Origin of the sequence: Micrococcus sp. UYEF5 (genome assembly GCF_040546065.1) — a bacterium.
In the GTDB taxonomy this organism is placed as follows: Bacteria; Actinomycetota; Actinomycetes; order Actinomycetales; family Micrococcaceae; genus Micrococcus; species Micrococcus luteus.
Window position 1 is genome coordinate 334,151 of sequence record NZ_JBEPNB010000002.1, and the last position, 17,768, is coordinate 351,918.

The window sequence follows — 17,768 nt, forward strand, 5'->3', positions numbered from 1 at the left end:
CCGGACACCCCGGCGGTCAGTCCGCCGAGGGCTCAGCCGCGCCGGGGGCGAGGAACCGGTCCCACACCTGGTTCGCCACGGACGCGAGCCGCTCGAGGTCGGCGTCGTTGACGATGACCACGTCCGCGACGGCGCGCCGCTGCTCGTCCGTGGCCTGGGCCGCGATCCGCGCCTCGGCGTCCGCGCGGCTCATGCCGCGGTCCTCCACCATCCGGCGCAGGCGCTCCTCGAGCGGGGCCTCCACCACGATCACGAGGTCGAACGCGTCCGCCTGCCCGGTCTCCACCAGCAGCGGCACGTCCTGGACCACGACGGCGTCCGGCCCGGCCTCGGCGACGATGCGCCGGGCCGCAGCCCGGATCCGGGGGTGCACGATGCGGTTCAGGCGCTGTCGGGCGCCCTCGTCCCCGAAGACGATGCGGGCCATCTCGACGCGGTCGAGCTCACCGTCCGCGGTGATGACGCGGTCCCCGAACTCGTCCTGGACGGCGGCCAGCCCGTCGGTGCCCTTCTCGAGGACCAGCCGGGCGAGGGCGTCCGAGTCCACCAGGAGCGCGCCACGCTCCTGCAGGACACGGGCCACCGCGGACTTGCCGGCGGCGATCCCGCCGGTCAGGCCCACATGGACGCGCGGCCGTTCGGCCACCGGGTCGGTCTCGGTCATACGCGCTCTCCTCGGGCGGCCTCGAGCTGAGGCTGGATCTTGGCCTCCCAGTATGCCCGGACGGCCTCCTGCAGGTCCTCGAGCGAGCCGTCGTTCTCGATCACGGTGTCCGCGATCTCGGCCCGCTCCTCGTCCGCCGCCTCCTCATCGATGAAGGCCCAGGCCTGCTCGCGGGTCATGTCGTGGGACTCCATGAGCCGGGCGACACGCACCTCGGCGGGAGCAGAGACGGCCAGCACCTGGTCGAAGTCGTGCTCGGAGCCGGTCTCGGCCAGCAGGGCCAGGTCGACCACCAGCACGGAGTCCTCGCCGACCTCGCGAGCCCGGCGGTTCGCCTCGTCGCGCACCGCCGGGGCGACGATCTCGTACATGCGCGTCCGGGCGGTCGAGCTCTCGGCGGTGAGCCGGTTGAGGGTGCGCGCGTCCAGGGTGCCGTCCGCGCGGACGATGTCGTCGCCGAAGACCGAGCGGAGCTCCTCGAGCACGGGGCTGCCGGGCACGAGGATCTCCCCCATCAGGTCATCGAACTCCACGACGACGGCCCCCAGCCGCTCGAGCTCCGCGCCGACCTCGGTGCGGCCCGAGGCGATGCCGCCGGTCAGGCCGACGGTGACGAGGGCCTTGGCCGCGTCGATGCGCTGCTGGTGCCACGTCTTCGGGGTGTGCGTGTCGTTCTCCGGCTCGGTGCCGACCTCGAACTCGGGGCGGATCACGAAGTCCGAGACGTCCACGCCGTCCTCGGTGGCGCGGCGGCGGTACTCCTCGACCGGCAGCACCTGCTTCCACTGGCGGGTCCGCATGGGCCGCGCGGCACCCGCGTCCTCGCGCAGGGCCTGCAGCAGCAGTGCGGCCTGCGTGACGGTGATGAGCAGGATGGGCAGGCCGATCACGATGATGACCTCCTGCAGCGCCGCCAGGCCGTTCTCGCCCGCGGTGAGGATGATGGCCGCGCAGACCGCGCCGATGGACACGGCCCAGAACACGGACTGGCGGCGGGGCGCGGCATCCTCGTGGCCATTGGCCATCGCGTCCATCACGAGCGCGCCCGAGTCGATCGAGGTGATGAAGAACAGCGTGATGACCACGAGCGCCACGACCGCGGCCACCGTGTAGAGCGGCGTGCCCTGCAGGTGCTGGAACAGGGCGGCCTGGACGTTGCCGTCGGTGACGATCGTCTGCGTGAGGTCACCGCCCTGGCCCGGCGCCGGCGCGGTGGCGCGGTCCGACTGGAACGCGGAGTAGCCGTAGATGCCCATCCAGATGATGACGAACGCCGTGGGCAGGCCGAGGCCGGCCATGATGAAGGAGCGGATGGTGCGGCCGCGTGAGATGCGGGCGAAGAACATCCCCACGAAGGGCGCCCACGTCACGGTCCAGGCCCAGTAGAAAACGGTCCAGTCACCGGACCACTGGCCCGAGTTGTACGTGTCGTTGTAGGTGGAGAGCACGGGCAGCATGGAGGCGTACTCGCCGATCGCCTGCACGGTGCCGCGGATGACGTCCATGCTGGAGACGGCCCACATCAGGACGTACACGAGCAGGGCGATCGCCAGCAGGATGTTGCCGTAGGACAGCCGCTTGACGCCCTTGTCCATGCCGGCCAGCACGGAGGCCGTGCCCACGGCGGTGACGACGGCCAGGATGAGCGCCTGGACCCAGCCGGCCACGGGGGTGCCCAGCACGTAGTTCATGCCCGCGTTGATCTGCAGGGCGCCCAGGCCCACGGACACGCCGAGGCCGAACACGGTGGAGACCACGGCGATGATGTCGATCGTCTTGCCGATGGGGCCGTGGATGCGATCGCCGAGGAGGGGCTGGAAGGCGGAGGACACGCGCGGGGGCAGCTTGCGCTTGTACGTGAAGTAGCCGAAGCACAGGCCCGGGACGAGCAGGATCGCCCACATGTGGATGCCGAAGTGGAAGTTCGCGATCGCCATGGCCTCCGAGGCCGCGCGGTCGGAGAACGGCTCCGTCCCCGCCATGGGCGGGTTGGCGTAGTGGTTCATCGGCTCCGCGATGCCCCAGAACATCAGCACCGCGCCGACGCCGGCGGCGAACATCATGCCGAACCAGGTCAGGCCGGAGTACTCCGGCACCGCGTCGTCGTCGCCGAGCTTGACCCGGCCGTACCGGGTCACGGCGAGGATGAACAGGAACGCCACCAGCAGGGTCAGGCTGAGGGTGTAGATCCAGCCGACGTCGTAGCGCAGCCAGCTCGAGACCACGCCGAAGGCCGCCTGGACCGGGCCAGGGAACAGGCCCATCGCGGCGGTGAAGAGCACGACCGCGGCGGCCGAGCCGAAGAAGATCGCCGGACTCGTGCGGAGCCCCAACGTGTCGTGCAGGCGAGTGAGCGGGGAAGTCATGAGTCTCCCGGGACAGGGTCGTGGGAGGCCCGCGGCGGCACGCGTGCACGCTCACCGGTGGGCCGGTGCCGGGTGGCACGGTCTTCCACTGTACCGAAGCTCACGTCCGGGCTCGACGGCGTGCCCGTCCTCGGCCAGCCCCTAGGGTGGGGTCATGCCCGATCCCGCCCCCGCCCCGACCGCGCGCTGCACGGTCCTGCCGGCGTCCGCCCGCGACCCCGACGGCTGGCTGGAACGGGAGGTGGAGATCCGCCGCAGCCGCTTCCTCACCTACCTCGGGCGCGTCGAGGACGAGGCGCAGGCGCGCGAGATGGTCGCCGTCCTGCGGCGCCGGCACCACGACGCGCGGCACGTGTGCAGCGCGTTCGTCCTCGGCCCCGCCCGGGACCGGATGCGCTCCAGCGACGACGGCGAGCCCGCCGGCACGGCCGGCGTCCCCATGCTCGAGGCCGTCCTCCAGCGCGAGACCGCGCCGGGCCGGACCGACCTGACGGACGTGTGCGCCGTCGTCGTGCGCTGGTTCGGGGGGATCAAGCTGGGCGCCGGGGGCCTGGTGCGCGCCTACTCGGACTCGGTGTCCGGGGCACTCGACGCCGCCCCGCTGCGCACCCGCTCCCGGCTGGCCCTGCTCGCGGTGGAGGCGCCCCACACCGACGCCGGCCGGTGGGAGAACGAGCTGCGCGCGGCGGGCGTGTCCGTGCTGGAGGCGAGCTACGGCGCCGCGGCGGTACGCCTGACGGTCGGCGTGCCGGACACCGAGGAGGCCCGCGCGGCGTTCGCGGAGCGGCTCGCGGACGTCACGGCCGGCGCGGGGCATGCGGAACGGATCGGAGAGGACTGGGTGGACCATGAGTGAACCGCTGCCCCGGGGGGTCACCCCCGATGTCGCCCACGGCGGGCTGCCGGACGACCTCACCGCGGGCGTGGACTTCGCGGCGCTGGATCGGTGGCCGCTGCCGCCCGAGCCCGACCGCCAGGCCCACGACGCGGCGGACCTGCTCCTGCTCGACACCCTGGCCGGGTGGATCGCGAGCGGGCACGTCCCCGGCCCGGTGGCCGTCCTGGAGGACCGACACGGCGCCCTGACCCTGCCCCTGCTCACGGCCGGCCACGACGTGCGGGTCCACCAGGACGACGCCTCCGCCGAGCGCTCGCTGGACGCGAACCTCGCCGCGTGGCGCGCCGCCGGTCGCCTCGGCGGGGAGGCGGGCGAGCTCGAGCGAACGGCCACGCCCGAGGACGCGGCCCGGGGAGCCCGGACGGTCCTGCTGCCGCTGCCCCGCTCGCTCGACGAGCTCGACCGGCTGTCCCGGATCGTCGCAGCCGCGGCCGACCCCGGCGTGGTCCTGCTGGCCGGCGGCCGCGACAAGCACATGAGCCCGCGCATGAACGCGGTGCTCGGCGCGGCCTTCGAGGACGTCGTCGCCGGACGGGGCCGCCGCAAGGCGCGCGTGCTCACGGCCCGGGGCCCGCGTCCCGGCGTGACCCCCCGGCCACCGGAGGAGGCCGACCGCGACGTCCCCGGCGTGGGGAGCCTGCATCTGGTGGCCCACGCCGGCGCCTTCGGTGGTGCCGCCGCCGACCCGGGCTCCCGTCTGCTGCTCGCCTCGCTCGCCGACGACCCGCGCCCGCCCGGGCGCGTCGTGGACCTGGGCTGCGGCAACGGGCTGCTCTCGGTCGGGGCGGCGCGGCTGTGGCCGCACGTCACCGTGCTGGCCACCAACCAGTCCGCCGTGGCGGTGGCCTCGACGCTGGCCACGGCCCGCGCGAACCGCGTGGCGGACCGCGTCCGGGCCGTGCGCGACGACGCCCTGACCACGTGGCCGGACGGGACGGAGGAGTGCGTGCTCCTGAATCCCCCGTTCCACGACGGCAACGCCGTGGACCCCTCCGTGGCCCACCGGCTGGTGGCGGCCGCGGCGCGGGTGCTGGAGCCGGGCGGCCGGCTGTGGTGCGTCTGGAACTCGCACCTGCGGTACCGGCCGGTGCTGGAGGACCTCGTCGGGCCGACCCGGCAGACGGCGCGCGACCGCACGTTCACCGTGACGGTCTCCGAGCGCCGCTGAGCGCGGCCGTCGGGTCCCGTCCGCTCCCCCACGGCCAGCCCCCCGGGACGCGACGACGCCCCGCCCCTCCGGAGGGAGGGACGGGGCGTCGGGTGCTCGGCGCGGGCCGTCAGGGACGGTCACGCACCGCGGCGATCAGTTGCCGGTGAGCTTCTCGCGCAGGGCGGCGAGGGCCTCGTCGGAGGCCAGGGTGCCGCCGTCCGAGGACGGGGCCTCGGAGGAGTAGGACGAGCCGCCCAGGCCCGCACCGGCGTCGGCGCCGGCGGTGGCCTCCTCCTGGAGGGAGCGGCGCACCTGCTCCTTGTGGGCCTCCCAGCGGGCCTGAGCGTCGGCGTACTGCTGCTCCCAGGCGGCGCGCTCGGTCTCGAAGCCCTCCATCCACTCGTTGGTCTCGACGTCGAAGCCCTCGGGGTACTTGTAGTTGCCCTCCTCGTCGTACTCCGCGGCCATGCCGTAGAGCGCCGGGTCGAACTCGGTGCCCTCGGGGTCCACGCCCTCGTTGGCCTGCTTGAGGGACAGGGAGATGCGGCGACGCTCGAGGTCGATGTCGATGACCTTGACGAACAGCTCGTCGTTGACCGACACGACCTGCTCGGCGGTGTCGATGTGGCGCGAGGCCAGCTCCGAGATGTGCACGAGGCCCTCGATGCCGTCCTCCACGCGGACGAACGCACCGAACGGCACGAGCTTGGTGACCTTGCCCGGCACGACCTGGCCGAGGGCGTGGGTGCGGGCGAAGAGCTGCCACGGGTCCTCCTGGGTCGCCTTCAGCGACAGGGAGACACGCTCGCGGTCCATGTCCACCTCGAGGACCTCGACGGTGACCTCCTGGCCCACCTCGACGACCTCGGACGGGTGGTCGATGTGCTTCCAGGACAGCTCGGAGACGTGCACGAGGCCGTCCACGCCGCCCAGGTCCACGAAGGCGCCGAAGTTGACGATGGAGGACACGGTGCCGTTGCGGACCTGGCCCTTCTCCAGCTTGTGGAGGAAGTTGGAGCGGACCTCGGACTGGGTCTGCTCGAGCCAGGCGCGGCGGGACAGGACCACGTTGTTGCGGTTCTTGTCCAGCTCGATGATCTTCGCCTCGAGCTTCTGGCCGATGTAGGGGGCCAGGTCGCGCACGCGGCGCATCTCCACGAGGGAGGCCGGGAGGAAGCCGCGCAGGCCGATGTCGAGGATGAGGCCGCCCTTGACCACCTCGATGACGGTGCCCTCGACGACGCCGTCCTCCTCCTTGATCTTCTCGATGTCGCCCCAGGCGCGCTCGTACTGGGCGCGCTTCTTCGAGAGGATCAGGCGACCCTCCTTGTCCTCCTTGGTGAGGACCAGGGCCTCGACGGTGTCGCCCACGGCCACGACCTCGTCCGGGTCCACGTCGTGCTTGATGGACAGCTCGCGGGACGGGATGACGCCCTCGGTCTTGTAGCCGATGTCGAGCAGGACCTCGTCGCGGTCCACCTTGACGACGGTGCCCTCGACGAGGTCGCCATCGTTGAAGTACTTGATGGTCGCGTCGATGGCGGCGAGCAGGTCCTCGGCAGAGCCGATGTCGTTGATGGCGACCTGCGGGGCGTTGGAAGTGGTGGTCATGTAGGAGGGACTCCGTTGGGATCGGGGGTCACGTCGGGATCGATGCCGCCGGTGGGCGGCATCCGGGCACCAGAGGGGCCCCACCCGGCGTGGGTCGTGATGGACATGTATCAAATGCGCACGAATGTGCTCGTCCAGCGTATCAGAAGCCGACGAGGGTGTGCAGGGGTCGGCTGGGTCGCACAAGCCCGTCGAACGCCTCCGCCGCGCCGGCCCGCAGCTCCGCCACGACACCGGCCTCCGCCAGCACCGCGGCGCCGGCCCCGCGGGAGTGCCCGCCGAGCCAGAGCGCGGAGAACCGGGCCGCGTCGAGCCGGAGCCCCGCGCCCAGGCCCACGGCGTCGGCCGCGGGGCCCAGCCGCTCGGCGGCGCCGCGCCCCTGGCGGACGGTGAGCCGCCACGTCCCGTCGATCGCGCCGAGCGCGTCCTCGACGGCGACGACGACCTCCCCGTCGCCCGCCCAGCCACGGGCCGCCATGGCGGCGGGCAGGTTCAGGACCCGCAGGTACAGGTCGTCGGAGCCGCGGTGCCGACTCACCCGCCGCTCGTCGACGAAGAGCGCCTCGAGCCAACCGGGCTCGGGCGCGCGGCCCCACTCGATCCGCTCGACCAGGTCCAGTCGGGCCAGGTGGTGGACGAGCCCGCGCCGCGCGTCGGCGGTCGCCGCGAGGAACGCGGTGACGGTGATCGTGGGCGGCTCCTTCTCCCAGCCCTCGAACCGATACAGCGCGACGCCCTGGACCCGCCCGTCGTCGTCGCGGTGGACCGCCGCGTACAGCCCCGAGCCGCGCCCCTCGTTCCGACTCGCCTCGCGGTCCTCCCAGCGAGGCACGCTGAACGAGGTCCGCTGGACCGAGCCCGGGGTGGCCGGCAGCACCCGCCCGTACAGCTCGTCCACGAGGCCGGGGATCTCCCGCGGCTCCTCGACCGTGACCCGCCCGCCGGCCGGGGCGCCCGTGAACGCGGGGGCGCCCGAGACGTCGATCCGCACGGCGTGCCACCGGGTGGCGGCCCCGAAGCCGAAGCGGCCGTAGATGGCGGCCTCGGTCGCGGTCAGGGCGGCCGCGCACAGGCCGGCGTCGCGGGCGTCCGCGAGGGACCTGAGCATCATGGCCCGCAGCACGCCGCGCCGGCGGGCGTCCGGCGAGACGGTCACGTCGGTGATCAGCCAGGCGTCGACGGTGCGGCCGGGCCACGTGGTCAGCGGCTGCACGAAGTCCTCGAAGGTGGCGGCGGGGCGGCGGGCCGCCGGGTCGTCCCCCGGCGCGTAGACGCCGAGCCGGCGCCGTCCGTCGGCCGCGTGGGCCTCGAGCTGCTGGCGGAGCGCGGCGCCCGTGGGCACCGTCTCGTAGAAGCCCCGTTCGACCGCGGCCGCGAAGTGCGATGCGGCGGGGTCCTCGGGGCCGAGGACCCCGAGGTCGCGCAGCGCGAGGCCGTGCTCGCCGAGCCGGTCCTCGGCGGCGTCGGCCAGCCGCCGCAGCGACGGACCCTCCGGCGCGTCAGTGTGCGGCGTCATGCCAGCTCCTTCCCTGGCCGACGTGCACGTCGAGCGGCACGGAGAGCTCGGCGGCCCGGCCCATCCGCTCCTTCAGGAGCGCCGTGGCCTTGTCGAGCTCGGCGGCCGGGACCTCGAGGATGAGCTCGTCGTGGACCTGCAGCAGCAGGCGCGAGGCCAGCCCGTGCTCCTCGAGGCCGGCCTGCACGTCGAGCATCGCGCGCTTGATGATGTCCGCGGCCGAGCCCTGGATGGGGGCGTTGAGCGCGGCGCGCTCGGCCACGTCCCGCAGCTGACGGTTGTCCGAGCTGAGGTCCGGGAGGTAGCGGCGGCGCCCCTCGATCGTCGAGGTGTACCCGTCCTGTCGGGCCTGCGCGACGACGTCGCGCAGGTAGTCGCGCACGCCGCCGAAGCGGTCGAAGTAGCCCTTCATGAGGCCGCGCGCCTCGTCCACCGAGATCTTCAGCTGCTTGGACAGCCCGAAGGAGGACAGCCCGTAGGCCAGGCCGTAGCTCATCGCCTTCACCTTGGCGCGCTGCTCGGCGGTGACGTCGTCCGGGTCCACGCCGAACACCTGCGAGCCGACGAACGAGTGCAGGTCCTCGCCCTCGCGGAAGGCCTGGATCGGCCCCTCGTCCTCGGACAGGTGCGCCATGATGCGCATCTCGATCTGGGAGTAGTCGGCCGAGAGCAGCACGGCCTGCTCGCCGGCCACCTCGTCCGCCACGAACACCTCACGGATGCGGCGGCCCGCCTCGGTGCGCACCGGGATGTTCTGGAGGTTCGGGTGCAGCGAAGACAGCCGGCCCGTGGCGGCGGCGGTCTGCGAGTAGGTGGTGTGGATGCGGCCGTCCGGGGCGACGGTCTCGAGCAGCCCCTCCACGGTCTGCCGGAGCTTCGTGGCGTCACGGTGGGCCATCAGGTTCTCGAGGAACGGGTGCCGGGTCTGCTCGAGCAGGTCCTGCAGCGAGTCCACGTCCGTGGAGTAGCCGGTCTTCGTCTTGCGCGTGCGCGGCATGTTGAGCCGCTCGAACAGCACCTCCTGCAGCTGCTTGGGCGAGCCGAGGTTGACCTGCATCCCGCCGGTCTCCTCCGCGACGGACGCCCACGCGGACTCCTTGGCGGCGTCGGCGGCGTCGGTGAAGTCCTCGCGCAGGCCGGTCAGGGCGTCGACGTCGACGGCGATGCCGGTCAGCTCCATCCGGGCGAGCAGCCGCGAGAGCGGGATCTCGAGCTCTTGCAGCAGCCGCTGGGCCCCGCGGTCGAGCACCTGGGGCGTGAACTGGGTGGAGAGACGGCGCACCACCCAGGCGGCCCGCACGGCGTCCGCGGCGCGGTCCGAGCGTTCGGCGGCGGCCTGCCCGCCGTCGAGGTCGAACGTCCCCTGCGCCCGCTGCTGCGCGGGCTCGCGCGGGGCGGTGAGGGGGGTGTGCAGATGCGCCTCCGCCAGCGCCTCGAGCGAGGTGTCCCGCCGGTCCGGCTGGATCAGGTAGGCCGAGAGCAGCACGTCGTCCACCACGCCGTCCAGGGCCGCGTCCGGGCCGAGCCCGTCGCCCTCGGTGGGCGCGGCCAGCGCCTTGAGCGTGCGCTTGAGGTCGTGCACGGCCTTGGCCAGTCCGCCCTCGCCCAGGGCCTCGCGCACGGCGGCCACCAGCGCCGGGTCCGGGGCGTCGCCGTCGAGGGTGACGTGCAGGCCCGCGTGCTCGCCCACCAGCGCGACGCCGACGGGCGTGCCGAACGTGCCGGGCACGGGCACCTTGCGGCGGGGCAGCAGGGCCGGGCCCTCGACGTCCACGTGGACGCCGAGCAGGTTGCCGGCCTCGGCGGCGAGGAAGGATCGCACGTCCTCGGCCGTCGTCGCCTCGGTGAACTCCGGGGCGGCCTCGACCTCGGGGGGCGGCGCGTCCTCGCCCACCCGCTCGCCGAACACCTCGAACACGCGCTCCCGGATGCGGTTGAACTGCAGCGCGTCGAACAGCTCCTCCACGGGCTCGCGCTCGGGCATCTCGAGCCGCATCGCCTCGAGCCCGATCGGCAGGTCGAGGTCGCGCACGAGGGCGTTGAGGCGGCGGTTGCGGCGCACGTCCTCGAGATGCTCGCGCAGCGCCTCCCCCTTCTTGCCCGTGATCTCGTGCGCGTGTGCGAGCACGCCGTCGAGGTCCCCGTACTGCTTCAGCCATTTCGCGGCGAACCCGGGACCGACGCCGGGGACGCCGGGCAGGTTGTCCGCGGCCTCGCCGACGAGGGCCGCGAGCTCGGGGTACTGGGCGGGGGCGACCCCGTACTTGGCCATGACGGCGTCCGCGTCCATCGGCGGGATGTCGGAGACGCCCTTCTTGGGGTAGAGCACGGTGGTGCGCTCGGAGATGAGCTGGAACGCGTCCCTGTCACCGGAGACGACGACGGCCTCCCACCCCGCCTCCTCGGCGCGCGCGGACAGCGTGGCCACGATGTCGTCGGCCTCGTAGCCCTCCAGCGTGAGCGTGGGGATGCCCAGGGCCTCCATGACCTTCACGGTCAGCTCGATCTGGCCCGCGAACTCCGCGGGCGTCTCGGAGCGGCCCGCCTTGTACTCACCGTACTCCTCGGAGCGGAACGTGGGCCCGGAGAGGTCGAACGCCACGGCCACGTGCGTGGGCCGCTGCTGCCGGATCATGGTCAGGAGCATGGCGGTGAAGCCGTACACGGCGTTCGTGTGCTGGCCCGTGTCCGTGGCGAAGTTCTCGGCGGGCAGCGCGTAGAACGCGCGGAACGCCATCGAGTGCCCGTCCAGGACCAGCAGCCGCTGTGGGGCCTCTGGGGTCGGATCTGCCGCCATGGGTGCTCACGTCTCCTCTCGGCGCGCGGCGCGGGGCGCACCGGTCGCGTGTGCCAGCCTAGTGCTCATGAGTGAGCACACCGCGACCACCCCCGCCGCCTCCGACCGCGTGTACCGCCCCGGCGTCACCCCCGAGCTGAGCCCCGCCGAGCTGGCGGCGGCCTGCGCCGAGGCCGGTCTGACGCCCGAGCTCGTCGCCGCGCTCGGCGGCGCGGCGATCAGCCCCCTGGCCCAGAAGATGGGCCTGCGCTTCCTCGAGCTCACGGCCGAGCGCGCCGTCGCCACCCTGCCCGTGGCAGGCAACGAGCAGCCCGTCGGGCTGCTGCACGGCGGCGCCCACCTCGTCCTCGCCGAGTCCCTGGGCTCGATGGCCGCGAAGATCCACGCCGGGCCGGACCGCAACGTCGTCGGGGTCGAGATCAGCGCCACGCACCACCGGGCCGTCCGCTCGGGCCTCGTGACCGGCACCGCGACCGCCGTCCACCTGGGCGGCACCCTCGTCACCCATGAGGTGGTGATGACGGACGAGCAGGGCCGGCGGCTCTCGACCGTGCGCATGACGAACATGCTCCTCGACGCGCGCTGAGGCACGCCGCCCGGGCGGGCCGGCCCGTGCCTCAGTCCATGTCCGGAAGGCGCGGGGCCGCTCGGCCACCCTCGCGGCCGGGGGTATCCTCGGCGAGCTCGTCGTAGTGCCCCGGATTCATGGGCACCCCAGTGAGGTAGGCCGAGCGGCCCAGGGCCATGGTGGCCACCGAGGCCGAGCCCAGCTGCAGCACCACGATCAGGGCCACCTTCACGAACGCGGCCACCCCCGGGGCCAGTAGCAGGGCGCCCACCACGATCAGGATCATCCCGACGCCGCCGGCGGTGCCCACGGCGGAGACGCGGGTGTAGGGGTCGGGGAACCGGATCAGACCGAGTCCCGCGGTGACGAACGCAAGGGCTCCGATCACCACGAGCACGGAGCCGGCGGCGGTCAGGACGACGTCCACGGGTGCGACCTCCTCAACGCTTGCCGCGCGTGAGCGCGCGGGCCAGGGACATGCCGGACAGGAAGGCCACGACCGCGGCGATCAGGACCAAGTCGAACGTCCACGGGTTGTCCGCCCGGACGCCGAACAGCACGAGCATCCCGAGCACGCTGAACGTGAGCAGGTCGCCCGAGACCGCGCGGTCCGCGTCGAGCGGGCCCACCACGATCCTGTACGCGGACACGAGCGCCGACACGGTCAGCAGCGCGATGGCCAGGTCGATCCCCACCAGGGACCAGTCGTAGGCGAAGGGCATCATGCCACCCCCGTCTTCCGCATCGCGTGGAGCATGCGCGCCTCCATGTCGTGGATCTCCGCGCGCAGGGCGTCGGCGTCGTCAGCGTACAGGCCGTGCACGTAGAGCAGGCGCCGCGCGTCCGGGTCACCGTCCTCGTCACCGACGGCGCCGGCACGCCGGGTGCCCAGCGTCAACGTGCCGGGCGTCAGGGTGATCAGCGCCGAGAGCAGGGTGACCTCGGCGTCCGTGCGGCAGTTGCTGCGCACGCGGGCGATGCCCGAGCGCGCCTGGACGCCGGGGGTGACGAGGTCCTTGATGACCGCCTTCGAAGAGGTCACCAGGGCCCACGCGTACCAGCACCAGAACACGAGCCACCGCCAAGGCCAGGACACGGCGGAGGCCGTGCCGGGCGCCAGGTCGACGGTCCCGTCGGCGGGGGCGACGGTGTGCATGGGGGCGTCTCCTTCCGGAGGCTGCGGGAGTGCGGTGCTCATGGGTTGAGCACCGCCTCGATGTACCTGCTGGGGTCCATCAGGCCCTGAGCCGCGAGGTCGGTGACGGTCCACAGGGCCTGACCGCCGAGCCCGAGGGCGAGGGTGGCCATAGCTAGGACGACGGCGGGGGCGGCCAGCCGGCCTGGGATGCGGGAGCGCGTGACGTCCTCGTCCGGATCCACGGTCACCGGCAGCACGCCCGTGGGCGGATCGAGGGTTTCCTGCGAGGCCCACGACTCGGTGCGCTCGTGGTCGGTGCTCGAGCCGCGGCCGGAGGGCGACGGCACGGAGCCCGCCCGGCCCACGATGGGCATGGCCGCGGTGGCCAGGCGCTCGCGGTGCCCGTGTGGGGCCGTCGGAGCGCCCCAGAACCAGGCGTCCCACACCCGCAGCAGAGCCCACAGGCTCACCAGGGAGGCGCCCAGCACCAGCGCAGCGGTGACACCGCGGCCGGCGTCCAGGCCGGCGCTGATGAGCATGAGCTTGCCCACGAACCCGGAGAAGGGCGGGATGCCGACCAGGGAGAGCAGGCCCACGAAGAAGGCGACGGCGATCAGCGGCTCGCGCCGGGCCAGGCCCTGCAGGTCCGCGAGACGGCCGGTGCCGTAGCGCACCTCGATCGCGCCGGCCGCCATCAGGAGGCAGCCCATCGCCACCATGTGGTGCACGAGGTAGAACAGGCCCGCCGCGAGACCCAGGCGCGTGGAGAGCCCGAGTCCGACGAGGATGCCGCCGATGCCGCTCACCATCTGCCACGACAACACGGCGCGCACACCGTGCTCACCGACCGAGGCGAGCGCACCCACCACGAGGGTGGCGAGGGACAGGACCAGGATGAGCGGCAGCAGACGCGCATCGCCGTCGTACATGACGGAGTAGATCCGGTAGAGCCCGTACACGGCGACCTTGGTGTGCAGGGCGGCGAAGAGGGCCGTCACCGCCGGGGAGGTCGAGGAGTACGCCCAGGCCAGCCAGCCGTGCAGCGGGGCCACCGAGGCCTTGATGGACAGTGCGAACAGCACCATGCCCGCGGCGATCGCGATGCGTGGGTCCGCCGCGGCGGACCCGGCGAGCATCGCGAGGTTCACCGAGCCGGTCAGCCCGTAGACGAAGCCGACGCCGACCAGGAGGATCGTGGAGGTTAGCAGGTTGAGGGTGACGTACAGCCGCGCCCCGTCCACTCGGCGCAGGGGCTCACGGCGGTTGGCGGAGAGGACGTAGAGGCCGTAGCTGGGCACCAACATGACCTCGATGAACACGAACAGGTTGAACAGGTCCGCCGTCAGCAGGGCGCCGTTGACTCCGCCGATGAGGATCAGGAGCAGCGGGGCGAAGAACTGGGAGTTAGCGACGCGGGAGCCGTAGGCGAACGCCGCGCCCACGATCGTGAGGGCGCTCGTGAGCACGAGCATCAGGGCGGACAGCATGTCCGCTGCGAAGCCGATCCCGATGCCCCCGGGCCAGCCGCCCAGCGAGGTGGCGAGCACGGACCCGTCGAGGGCGTGGACGCCCAGGGCCAGCCCGCCGGTGGTGACGAGTCCGAGCACCGCGAACAGGACTGCCCGGTGGAGGCGGGGACGCTCCCCCGCCAGCACGAGCAGACCGGCGGACAGCAGCGGGACGGCGGCGAAGAGGGGCAGCAGCTGGCCCAGCGGGACGGCGCTCATCGACGCACCTCCGGGCCCTGGCCGGCGTAGTGCTGCGCGATCCGGCCGGCCGCGGCGTGCCGCTCCTCGCGCGGGAAGCGTGCGTCGGCGGCGGCCTGCTCCAGGGAGTCGCGGGTCTCCCCCGGCGAGGCCACCGCGTCGTCCGCGCGCCCGGTGACGGCCAGCGCGAGCAGCAGCACGGTGATCGCGAAGGCGATCACGATAGCGGTCAGGACGAAGGCCTGCGGCAGGGCATCGGCCTGCACCTCGACGTCTGAGGTCCCCGCGAAGGGCAGCCCGCGGCGGTCGGTGCCGCCCGCGGCGATGATGGCCAGGTTGGCGGCGTGGCCCAGCAGGACCATGCCGAGGATCACGCGCAGCAGCTCGCGCTTGGAGAACAGGTAGAACGCGCCGAAGGTCAGAAGTCCCACGGTAAGGGCGACGGTCATCGGGTGACCTCCTCTCGTGCAGTCGTGGTGGTCGGGGCCGAGGGATCGGAGGACGGGGCCGCCGGCGCGACGCCGGGGTCACGGCTCGAGGCGCGGAGCGGGTCCTCACCCGGCCGCTCGGGGCCGAGCAGGGAGAACGCGGCCACGATCAGGCCGATCACGGCCAGGTACACGCCCATGTCGAACGCGAGCGTGGTGGAGAGCCCGTAGTCCAGGACCTTCACTCCCGCGGCTCCGAGGAAGCCCTTGCCGGTGAGGTAACCGACGATCCCCGTCGCGGTGCCGACGGCGATGCCCGAGCCGATGAAGGCCAGGTACGGCCACCGCAACTCCGGGGCCGTGTCCGAGTCGGCGGCCAGGTAGAGCAGGGCGTAGCCGGCACCGGCGACCAGTGCGGCGATGAAGCCGCCGCCGGGCTCGTAGTGCCCGCGCAGCAGCAGGAACGCGGACAGCAGGATGATCAGCACGCCGAAGACACGGCCGAACACCCGGATGTGGACGAGGTTCTCGCGCACGTGGGCGAGTGGGGAGCGCATGTCCACGGCGGAGGGCTGTGGAGGCGTCGGCCGACGGTTGAGCAACAGGGCCGCGATGGTCAGCGCCGTCGCCCCGAGCACGGTCATCTCGCCCCACGTGTCCACGGCGCGGAAGTCCACGAGGATCACGTTCACCACGTTGGTCCCCCCAGCCTGGGCATAGCTCTGGGTCAGGTAGAAGTGGGCGATCTCCGACATGCTGGAGCGGCCGGTGAACGCGAGCACGCCCAGGGTCGCGGCGACGCCGGCGACGGAGGCGGCGAGGACCGCCTGCATCCTGCGCGGGGTCGGCTCGTCGCTGAAGCGGGCGGGCAGGCGGCGCAGCAGCAGCACCATGACGCACACCGTGAGCACCTCGACCATCAGCTGGGTCAGGGCCACGTCCACGGCGCCGAGGGTGAGGAACCACAGGGTCATGCCGAACCCTACGACGCCGACCACCACCATGGCGGCGATGCGCGTCTTGGCGCGGATGGTGGCGATCACGCCGGCACCCACCAGGACGACCAGCACCCAGTCGTGCCAGCGCGAGGGCTGGCCGACGACGGCGGGCAAATCCTCGATCGTGGCGACACCGGCCACGGCGAGGAGCCCCAGGACCAGGGCGGGGATGAGGAGGTGGGGGCGGGGAGCCAGGGTGCCGGAGGCGCGCGAGACGACCGCGCCGACGCCGATCAGCCGGTGCCGAACCTCGTCCACCGCATCCAGGGCGGAGAACGGCAGGGCGGCGTGGGAGGCCACGCGCTCCACCGGGCGGCGCAAGGCCACCAGCAGCAGACCGAGCACGATGATGGCGGCGGAGACGAGCAGGGCCGTGTTCACGCCGTGCCACAGCGCCAGGTGCGCGTGCACCTCCGCGCCGGAGGCGGCCTCGGCCGCGTAGGAGACGGGGGTGTCCAGCACACCGGGCAGCAGGCCCAGGGCCACGCCCGCGGCCGCGGCCAGCACGGGCACGCCCCAGAAGGTGGCAGGAGCCTCGTGGACCTCGTCCTCCCGGCCGGTCGGCCACGAATGGGCGGCCCCGTCCGGGCTTGGACCCCAGAGGCCCAGGGCGCCGAGCACGAGACGGCCGGAGTAGGCCACGGTGAACACGGAGGTCAGGGCGATGCCGGCGGTGACGAGGACGGGGAGCCATGCGGGACCGGGGGTCCCGAGAGCGGCCTCGACCAGGCCCTCCTTGGAGATGAAGCCGAACAGCGGCGGGATGCCCGCCATCGACAGGGCGGCGACGGCGATCGCCGTGCCGGTGACCGGCATGCGCACGTGGCGGGCCGCGAGCTCTCGCAGGTCGCGGGTGCCGGCCTCGTGGTCGACCACGCCGATCAGCATGAACAGCGCCGACTTGAACAGCGCGTGCGCCACGGTGTGCACGATCGCCGCGGTAAGCGCGACGGGGGTGCCGATGCCGATGGCGGTCACCAGCAGGCCCAACTGGCTCATCGTGGAGTAGGCCAGCAGACCCTTGAGGTCGTGGCGACGGATCGCGGAGACGGCGCCCAGCAGGGCCGTAATGAGGCCCGAACCGATCAACAGCGCGGACCACACCGGGTTCCCGGCCAGGACCGGGCTGAACACCAGCAGCAGGAAGATGCCGGCCTTGACCATCGCCGCGGCGTGCAGGTAGGCGGAGACCGGGGAGATGGCCACCATGGAGTCCGGCAGCCACGCCTGGAACGGGAACTGGGCGGACTTGGTGAACGCGGCCACCGCCAGCAGGACGGCGACCGTGGTGGTGAAGCCCGCCTCGGACCACACGTCCGAGGCCAACACCCCGGACAGCGAGGCAGTGCCGGTCCGCACGGCCATGAGGGCGACGGCGGCCAGCAGCGCGAGGCCGCCGCCCACGGTCACGAGCAGGGTCCGGATCGCGGGGTCGCGGGCATGGTCCCCCGAGCGCCCGATGAGGAAGAAGGAGGTGAAGGAGGTGAACTCCCACGCGACGAAGAGGACCACGATGTTGTCGGCGAGCACCAGCAGCAGCATCGACGCCGCGAACGCGGTCATCAGCAGGTAGAAGGAGCCGGGTCGGCTCTCCGTGCGGTCCCGACTGAGGTACCGGCTGGAGTAGGCGAGGATCGCGGCGCCGATGACGAGGACGATCATGGCGAACACCAGGGCCAGGCCGTTCAGCCGGAGGTCGAGGTCCACCCCGACCGCGGGGATCCACGGATGGTGCTCCGTCCGGACGTCGCCCGTCCACGCCGCGATCAGCACGCCGGCCGCGGCCAGCAGGGGTGCGGCCAGGACCCAGCCCGCATCCCTGCCCAGCGCCCGGGAGGCCGGGACGGCCGCCACCACCGAGAGGAGGGTCAGCAGGAGACTGGTCAGGAGCACAGGACACCACTCAGCTCGGGTCGATCGGTCACGGA

General features: G+C 73.0%; 14 protein-coding genes. 3 read left to right on the top strand and 11 right to left on the bottom strand.

Going from position 1 to position 17,768, the window contains the following annotated elements; all coding sequences use genetic code 11:
- Positions 1-16: 16 nt before the first annotated feature.
- Positions 17-664 (bottom strand): dephospho-CoA kinase, encoded by a 648-nt coding sequence (gene coaE, locus ABIB16_RS03505; protein ID WP_036315330.1) that lies wholly within the window; start codon positions 662-664, stop codon positions 17-19.
- The gene (gene coaE, locus ABIB16_RS03510) at positions 661-3,030 is read right to left on the bottom strand and encodes a dephospho-CoA kinase (protein WP_354436046.1); all 2,370 of its coding nucleotides are present in this window, start codon (positions 3,028-3,030) and stop codon (positions 661-663) included. Before coaE (ABIB16_RS03510) ends, coaE (ABIB16_RS03505) begins: the two co-directional genes overlap by 4 nt.
- Before the next feature lie 154 nt (positions 3,031-3,184).
- On the opposite strand from coaE (ABIB16_RS03510), the gene ABIB16_RS03515 reads away from it, so the two are divergent.
- A complete protein-coding gene (locus ABIB16_RS03515; protein ID WP_069941453.1) occupies positions 3,185-3,886 on the top strand; it encodes an IMPACT family protein in 702 nt (233 codons plus the stop codon).
- Complete coding sequence (locus tag ABIB16_RS03520) at positions 3,879-5,096, top strand: class I SAM-dependent methyltransferase (protein WP_354436047.1); 1,218 nt, start codon at positions 3,879-3,881, stop codon at positions 5,094-5,096. The genes ABIB16_RS03515 and ABIB16_RS03520 overlap by 8 nt, the downstream gene beginning before the upstream one ends.
- 135 nt (positions 5,097-5,231) lie before the next feature.
- Here ABIB16_RS03520 and rpsA read toward each other — a convergent pair whose 3' ends face one another.
- The 3 genes from rpsA to polA form a co-directional block, all read right to left on the bottom strand.
- A complete protein-coding gene (gene rpsA / locus ABIB16_RS03525) occupies positions 5,232-6,689 on the bottom strand; it encodes a 30S ribosomal protein S1 (protein ID WP_036315338.1) in 1,458 nt (485 codons plus the stop codon).
- Between the two features lie 142 nt (positions 6,690-6,831).
- On the bottom strand, positions 6,832-8,205 hold the full coding sequence (locus tag ABIB16_RS03530; protein ID WP_135019263.1) for a GNAT family N-acetyltransferase: 1,374 nt from the start codon (positions 8,203-8,205) through the stop codon (positions 6,832-6,834).
- Positions 8,189-11,002, bottom strand: a complete 2,814-nt coding sequence (polA, locus tag ABIB16_RS03535) for a DNA polymerase I (protein ID WP_203552464.1) — start codon at positions 11,000-11,002, stop codon at positions 8,189-8,191. The genes ABIB16_RS03530 and polA overlap by 17 nt, the downstream gene beginning before the upstream one ends.
- 67 nt (positions 11,003-11,069) lie before the next feature.
- Here polA and ABIB16_RS03540 point away from each other — a divergent pair, with 67 nt between their 5' ends.
- Positions 11,070-11,588 carry a PaaI family thioesterase gene (locus ABIB16_RS03540; RefSeq protein WP_010078745.1) on the top strand — a complete coding sequence of 173 codons (519 nt, stop codon included), beginning with the start codon at positions 11,070-11,072 and terminating at the stop codon, positions 11,586-11,588.
- Positions 11,589-11,619: 31 nt separating this feature from the next.
- On the opposite strand, the gene ABIB16_RS03545 is transcribed toward ABIB16_RS03540, so the two are convergent.
- Genes ABIB16_RS03545 through ABIB16_RS03570 form a run of 6 tightly spaced genes read right to left on the bottom strand, consistent with a single transcriptional unit; the run spans position 11,620 to position 17,733 of the window.
- Complete coding sequence (locus tag ABIB16_RS03545; protein WP_010078746.1) at positions 11,620-11,997, bottom strand: cation:proton antiporter; 378 nt, start codon at positions 11,995-11,997, stop codon at positions 11,620-11,622.
- Between the two features lie 13 nt (positions 11,998-12,010).
- Positions 12,011-12,295 carry an MrpF/PhaF family protein gene (locus ABIB16_RS03550; protein WP_010078747.1) on the bottom strand — a complete coding sequence of 95 codons (285 nt, stop codon included), beginning with the start codon at positions 12,293-12,295 and terminating at the stop codon, positions 12,011-12,013.
- Positions 12,292-12,726 (bottom strand): Na+/H+ antiporter subunit E, encoded by a 435-nt coding sequence (locus ABIB16_RS03555; RefSeq protein WP_010078748.1) that lies wholly within the window; start codon positions 12,724-12,726, stop codon positions 12,292-12,294. The genes ABIB16_RS03550 and ABIB16_RS03555 overlap by 4 nt, the downstream gene beginning before the upstream one ends.
- A 38-nt stretch (positions 12,727-12,764) precedes the next feature.
- Positions 12,765-14,435 (bottom strand): monovalent cation/H+ antiporter subunit D family protein, encoded by a 1,671-nt coding sequence (locus tag ABIB16_RS03560; protein ID WP_044658965.1) that lies wholly within the window; start codon positions 14,433-14,435, stop codon positions 12,765-12,767.
- On the bottom strand, positions 14,432-14,863 hold the full coding sequence (locus tag ABIB16_RS03565; protein ID WP_010078750.1) for a cation:proton antiporter subunit C: 432 nt from the start codon (positions 14,861-14,863) through the stop codon (positions 14,432-14,434). The genes ABIB16_RS03560 and ABIB16_RS03565 overlap by 4 nt, the downstream gene beginning before the upstream one ends.
- Positions 14,860-17,733, bottom strand: coding sequence for a DUF4040 family protein (locus ABIB16_RS03570; protein WP_044658966.1), 2,874 nt, complete (start codon positions 17,731-17,733; stop codon positions 14,860-14,862). Before ABIB16_RS03570 ends, ABIB16_RS03565 begins: the two co-directional genes overlap by 4 nt.
- Positions 17,734-17,768 lie beyond the last annotated feature (35 nt).

What these genes read in the sequence shown, in the direction of transcription:
- coaE (WP_036315330.1), bottom strand. Translation starts at nt 664, where the DNA reads ATGACCGAGACCGACCCGGTGGCCGAACGGCCGCGCGTCCATGTGGGC.
- coaE (WP_354436046.1), bottom strand. Translation starts at nt 3,030, where the DNA reads ATGACTTCCCCGCTCACTCGCCTGCACGACACGTTGGGGCTCCGCACG.
- ABIB16_RS03515 (WP_069941453.1), top strand. Translation starts at nt 3,185, where the DNA reads ATGCCCGATCCCGCCCCCGCCCCGACCGCGCGCTGCACGGTCCTGCCG.
- ABIB16_RS03520 (WP_354436047.1), top strand. Translation starts at nt 3,879, where the DNA reads ATGAGTGAACCGCTGCCCCGGGGGGTCACCCCCGATGTCGCCCACGGC.
- rpsA (WP_036315338.1), bottom strand. Translation starts at nt 6,689, where the DNA reads ATGACCACCACTTCCAACGCCCCGCAGGTCGCCATCAACGACATCGGC.
- ABIB16_RS03530 (WP_135019263.1), bottom strand. Translation starts at nt 8,205, where the DNA reads ATGACGCCGCACACTGACGCGCCGGAGGGTCCGTCGCTGCGGCGGCTG.
- polA (WP_203552464.1), bottom strand. Translation starts at nt 11,002, where the DNA reads ATGGCGGCAGATCCGACCCCAGAGGCCCCACAGCGGCTGCTGGTCCTG.
- ABIB16_RS03540 (WP_010078745.1), top strand. Translation starts at nt 11,070, where the DNA reads ATGAGTGAGCACACCGCGACCACCCCCGCCGCCTCCGACCGCGTGTAC.
- ABIB16_RS03550 (WP_010078747.1), bottom strand. Translation starts at nt 12,295, where the DNA reads ATGATGCCCTTCGCCTACGACTGGTCCCTGGTGGGGATCGACCTGGCC.
- ABIB16_RS03555 (WP_010078748.1), bottom strand. Translation starts at nt 12,726, where the DNA reads ATGCACACCGTCGCCCCCGCCGACGGGACCGTCGACCTGGCGCCCGGC.
- ABIB16_RS03560 (WP_044658965.1), bottom strand. Translation starts at nt 14,435, where the DNA reads ATGAGCGCCGTCCCGCTGGGCCAGCTGCTGCCCCTCTTCGCCGCCGTC.
- ABIB16_RS03565 (WP_010078750.1), bottom strand. Translation starts at nt 14,863, where the DNA reads ATGACCGTCGCCCTTACCGTGGGACTTCTGACCTTCGGCGCGTTCTAC.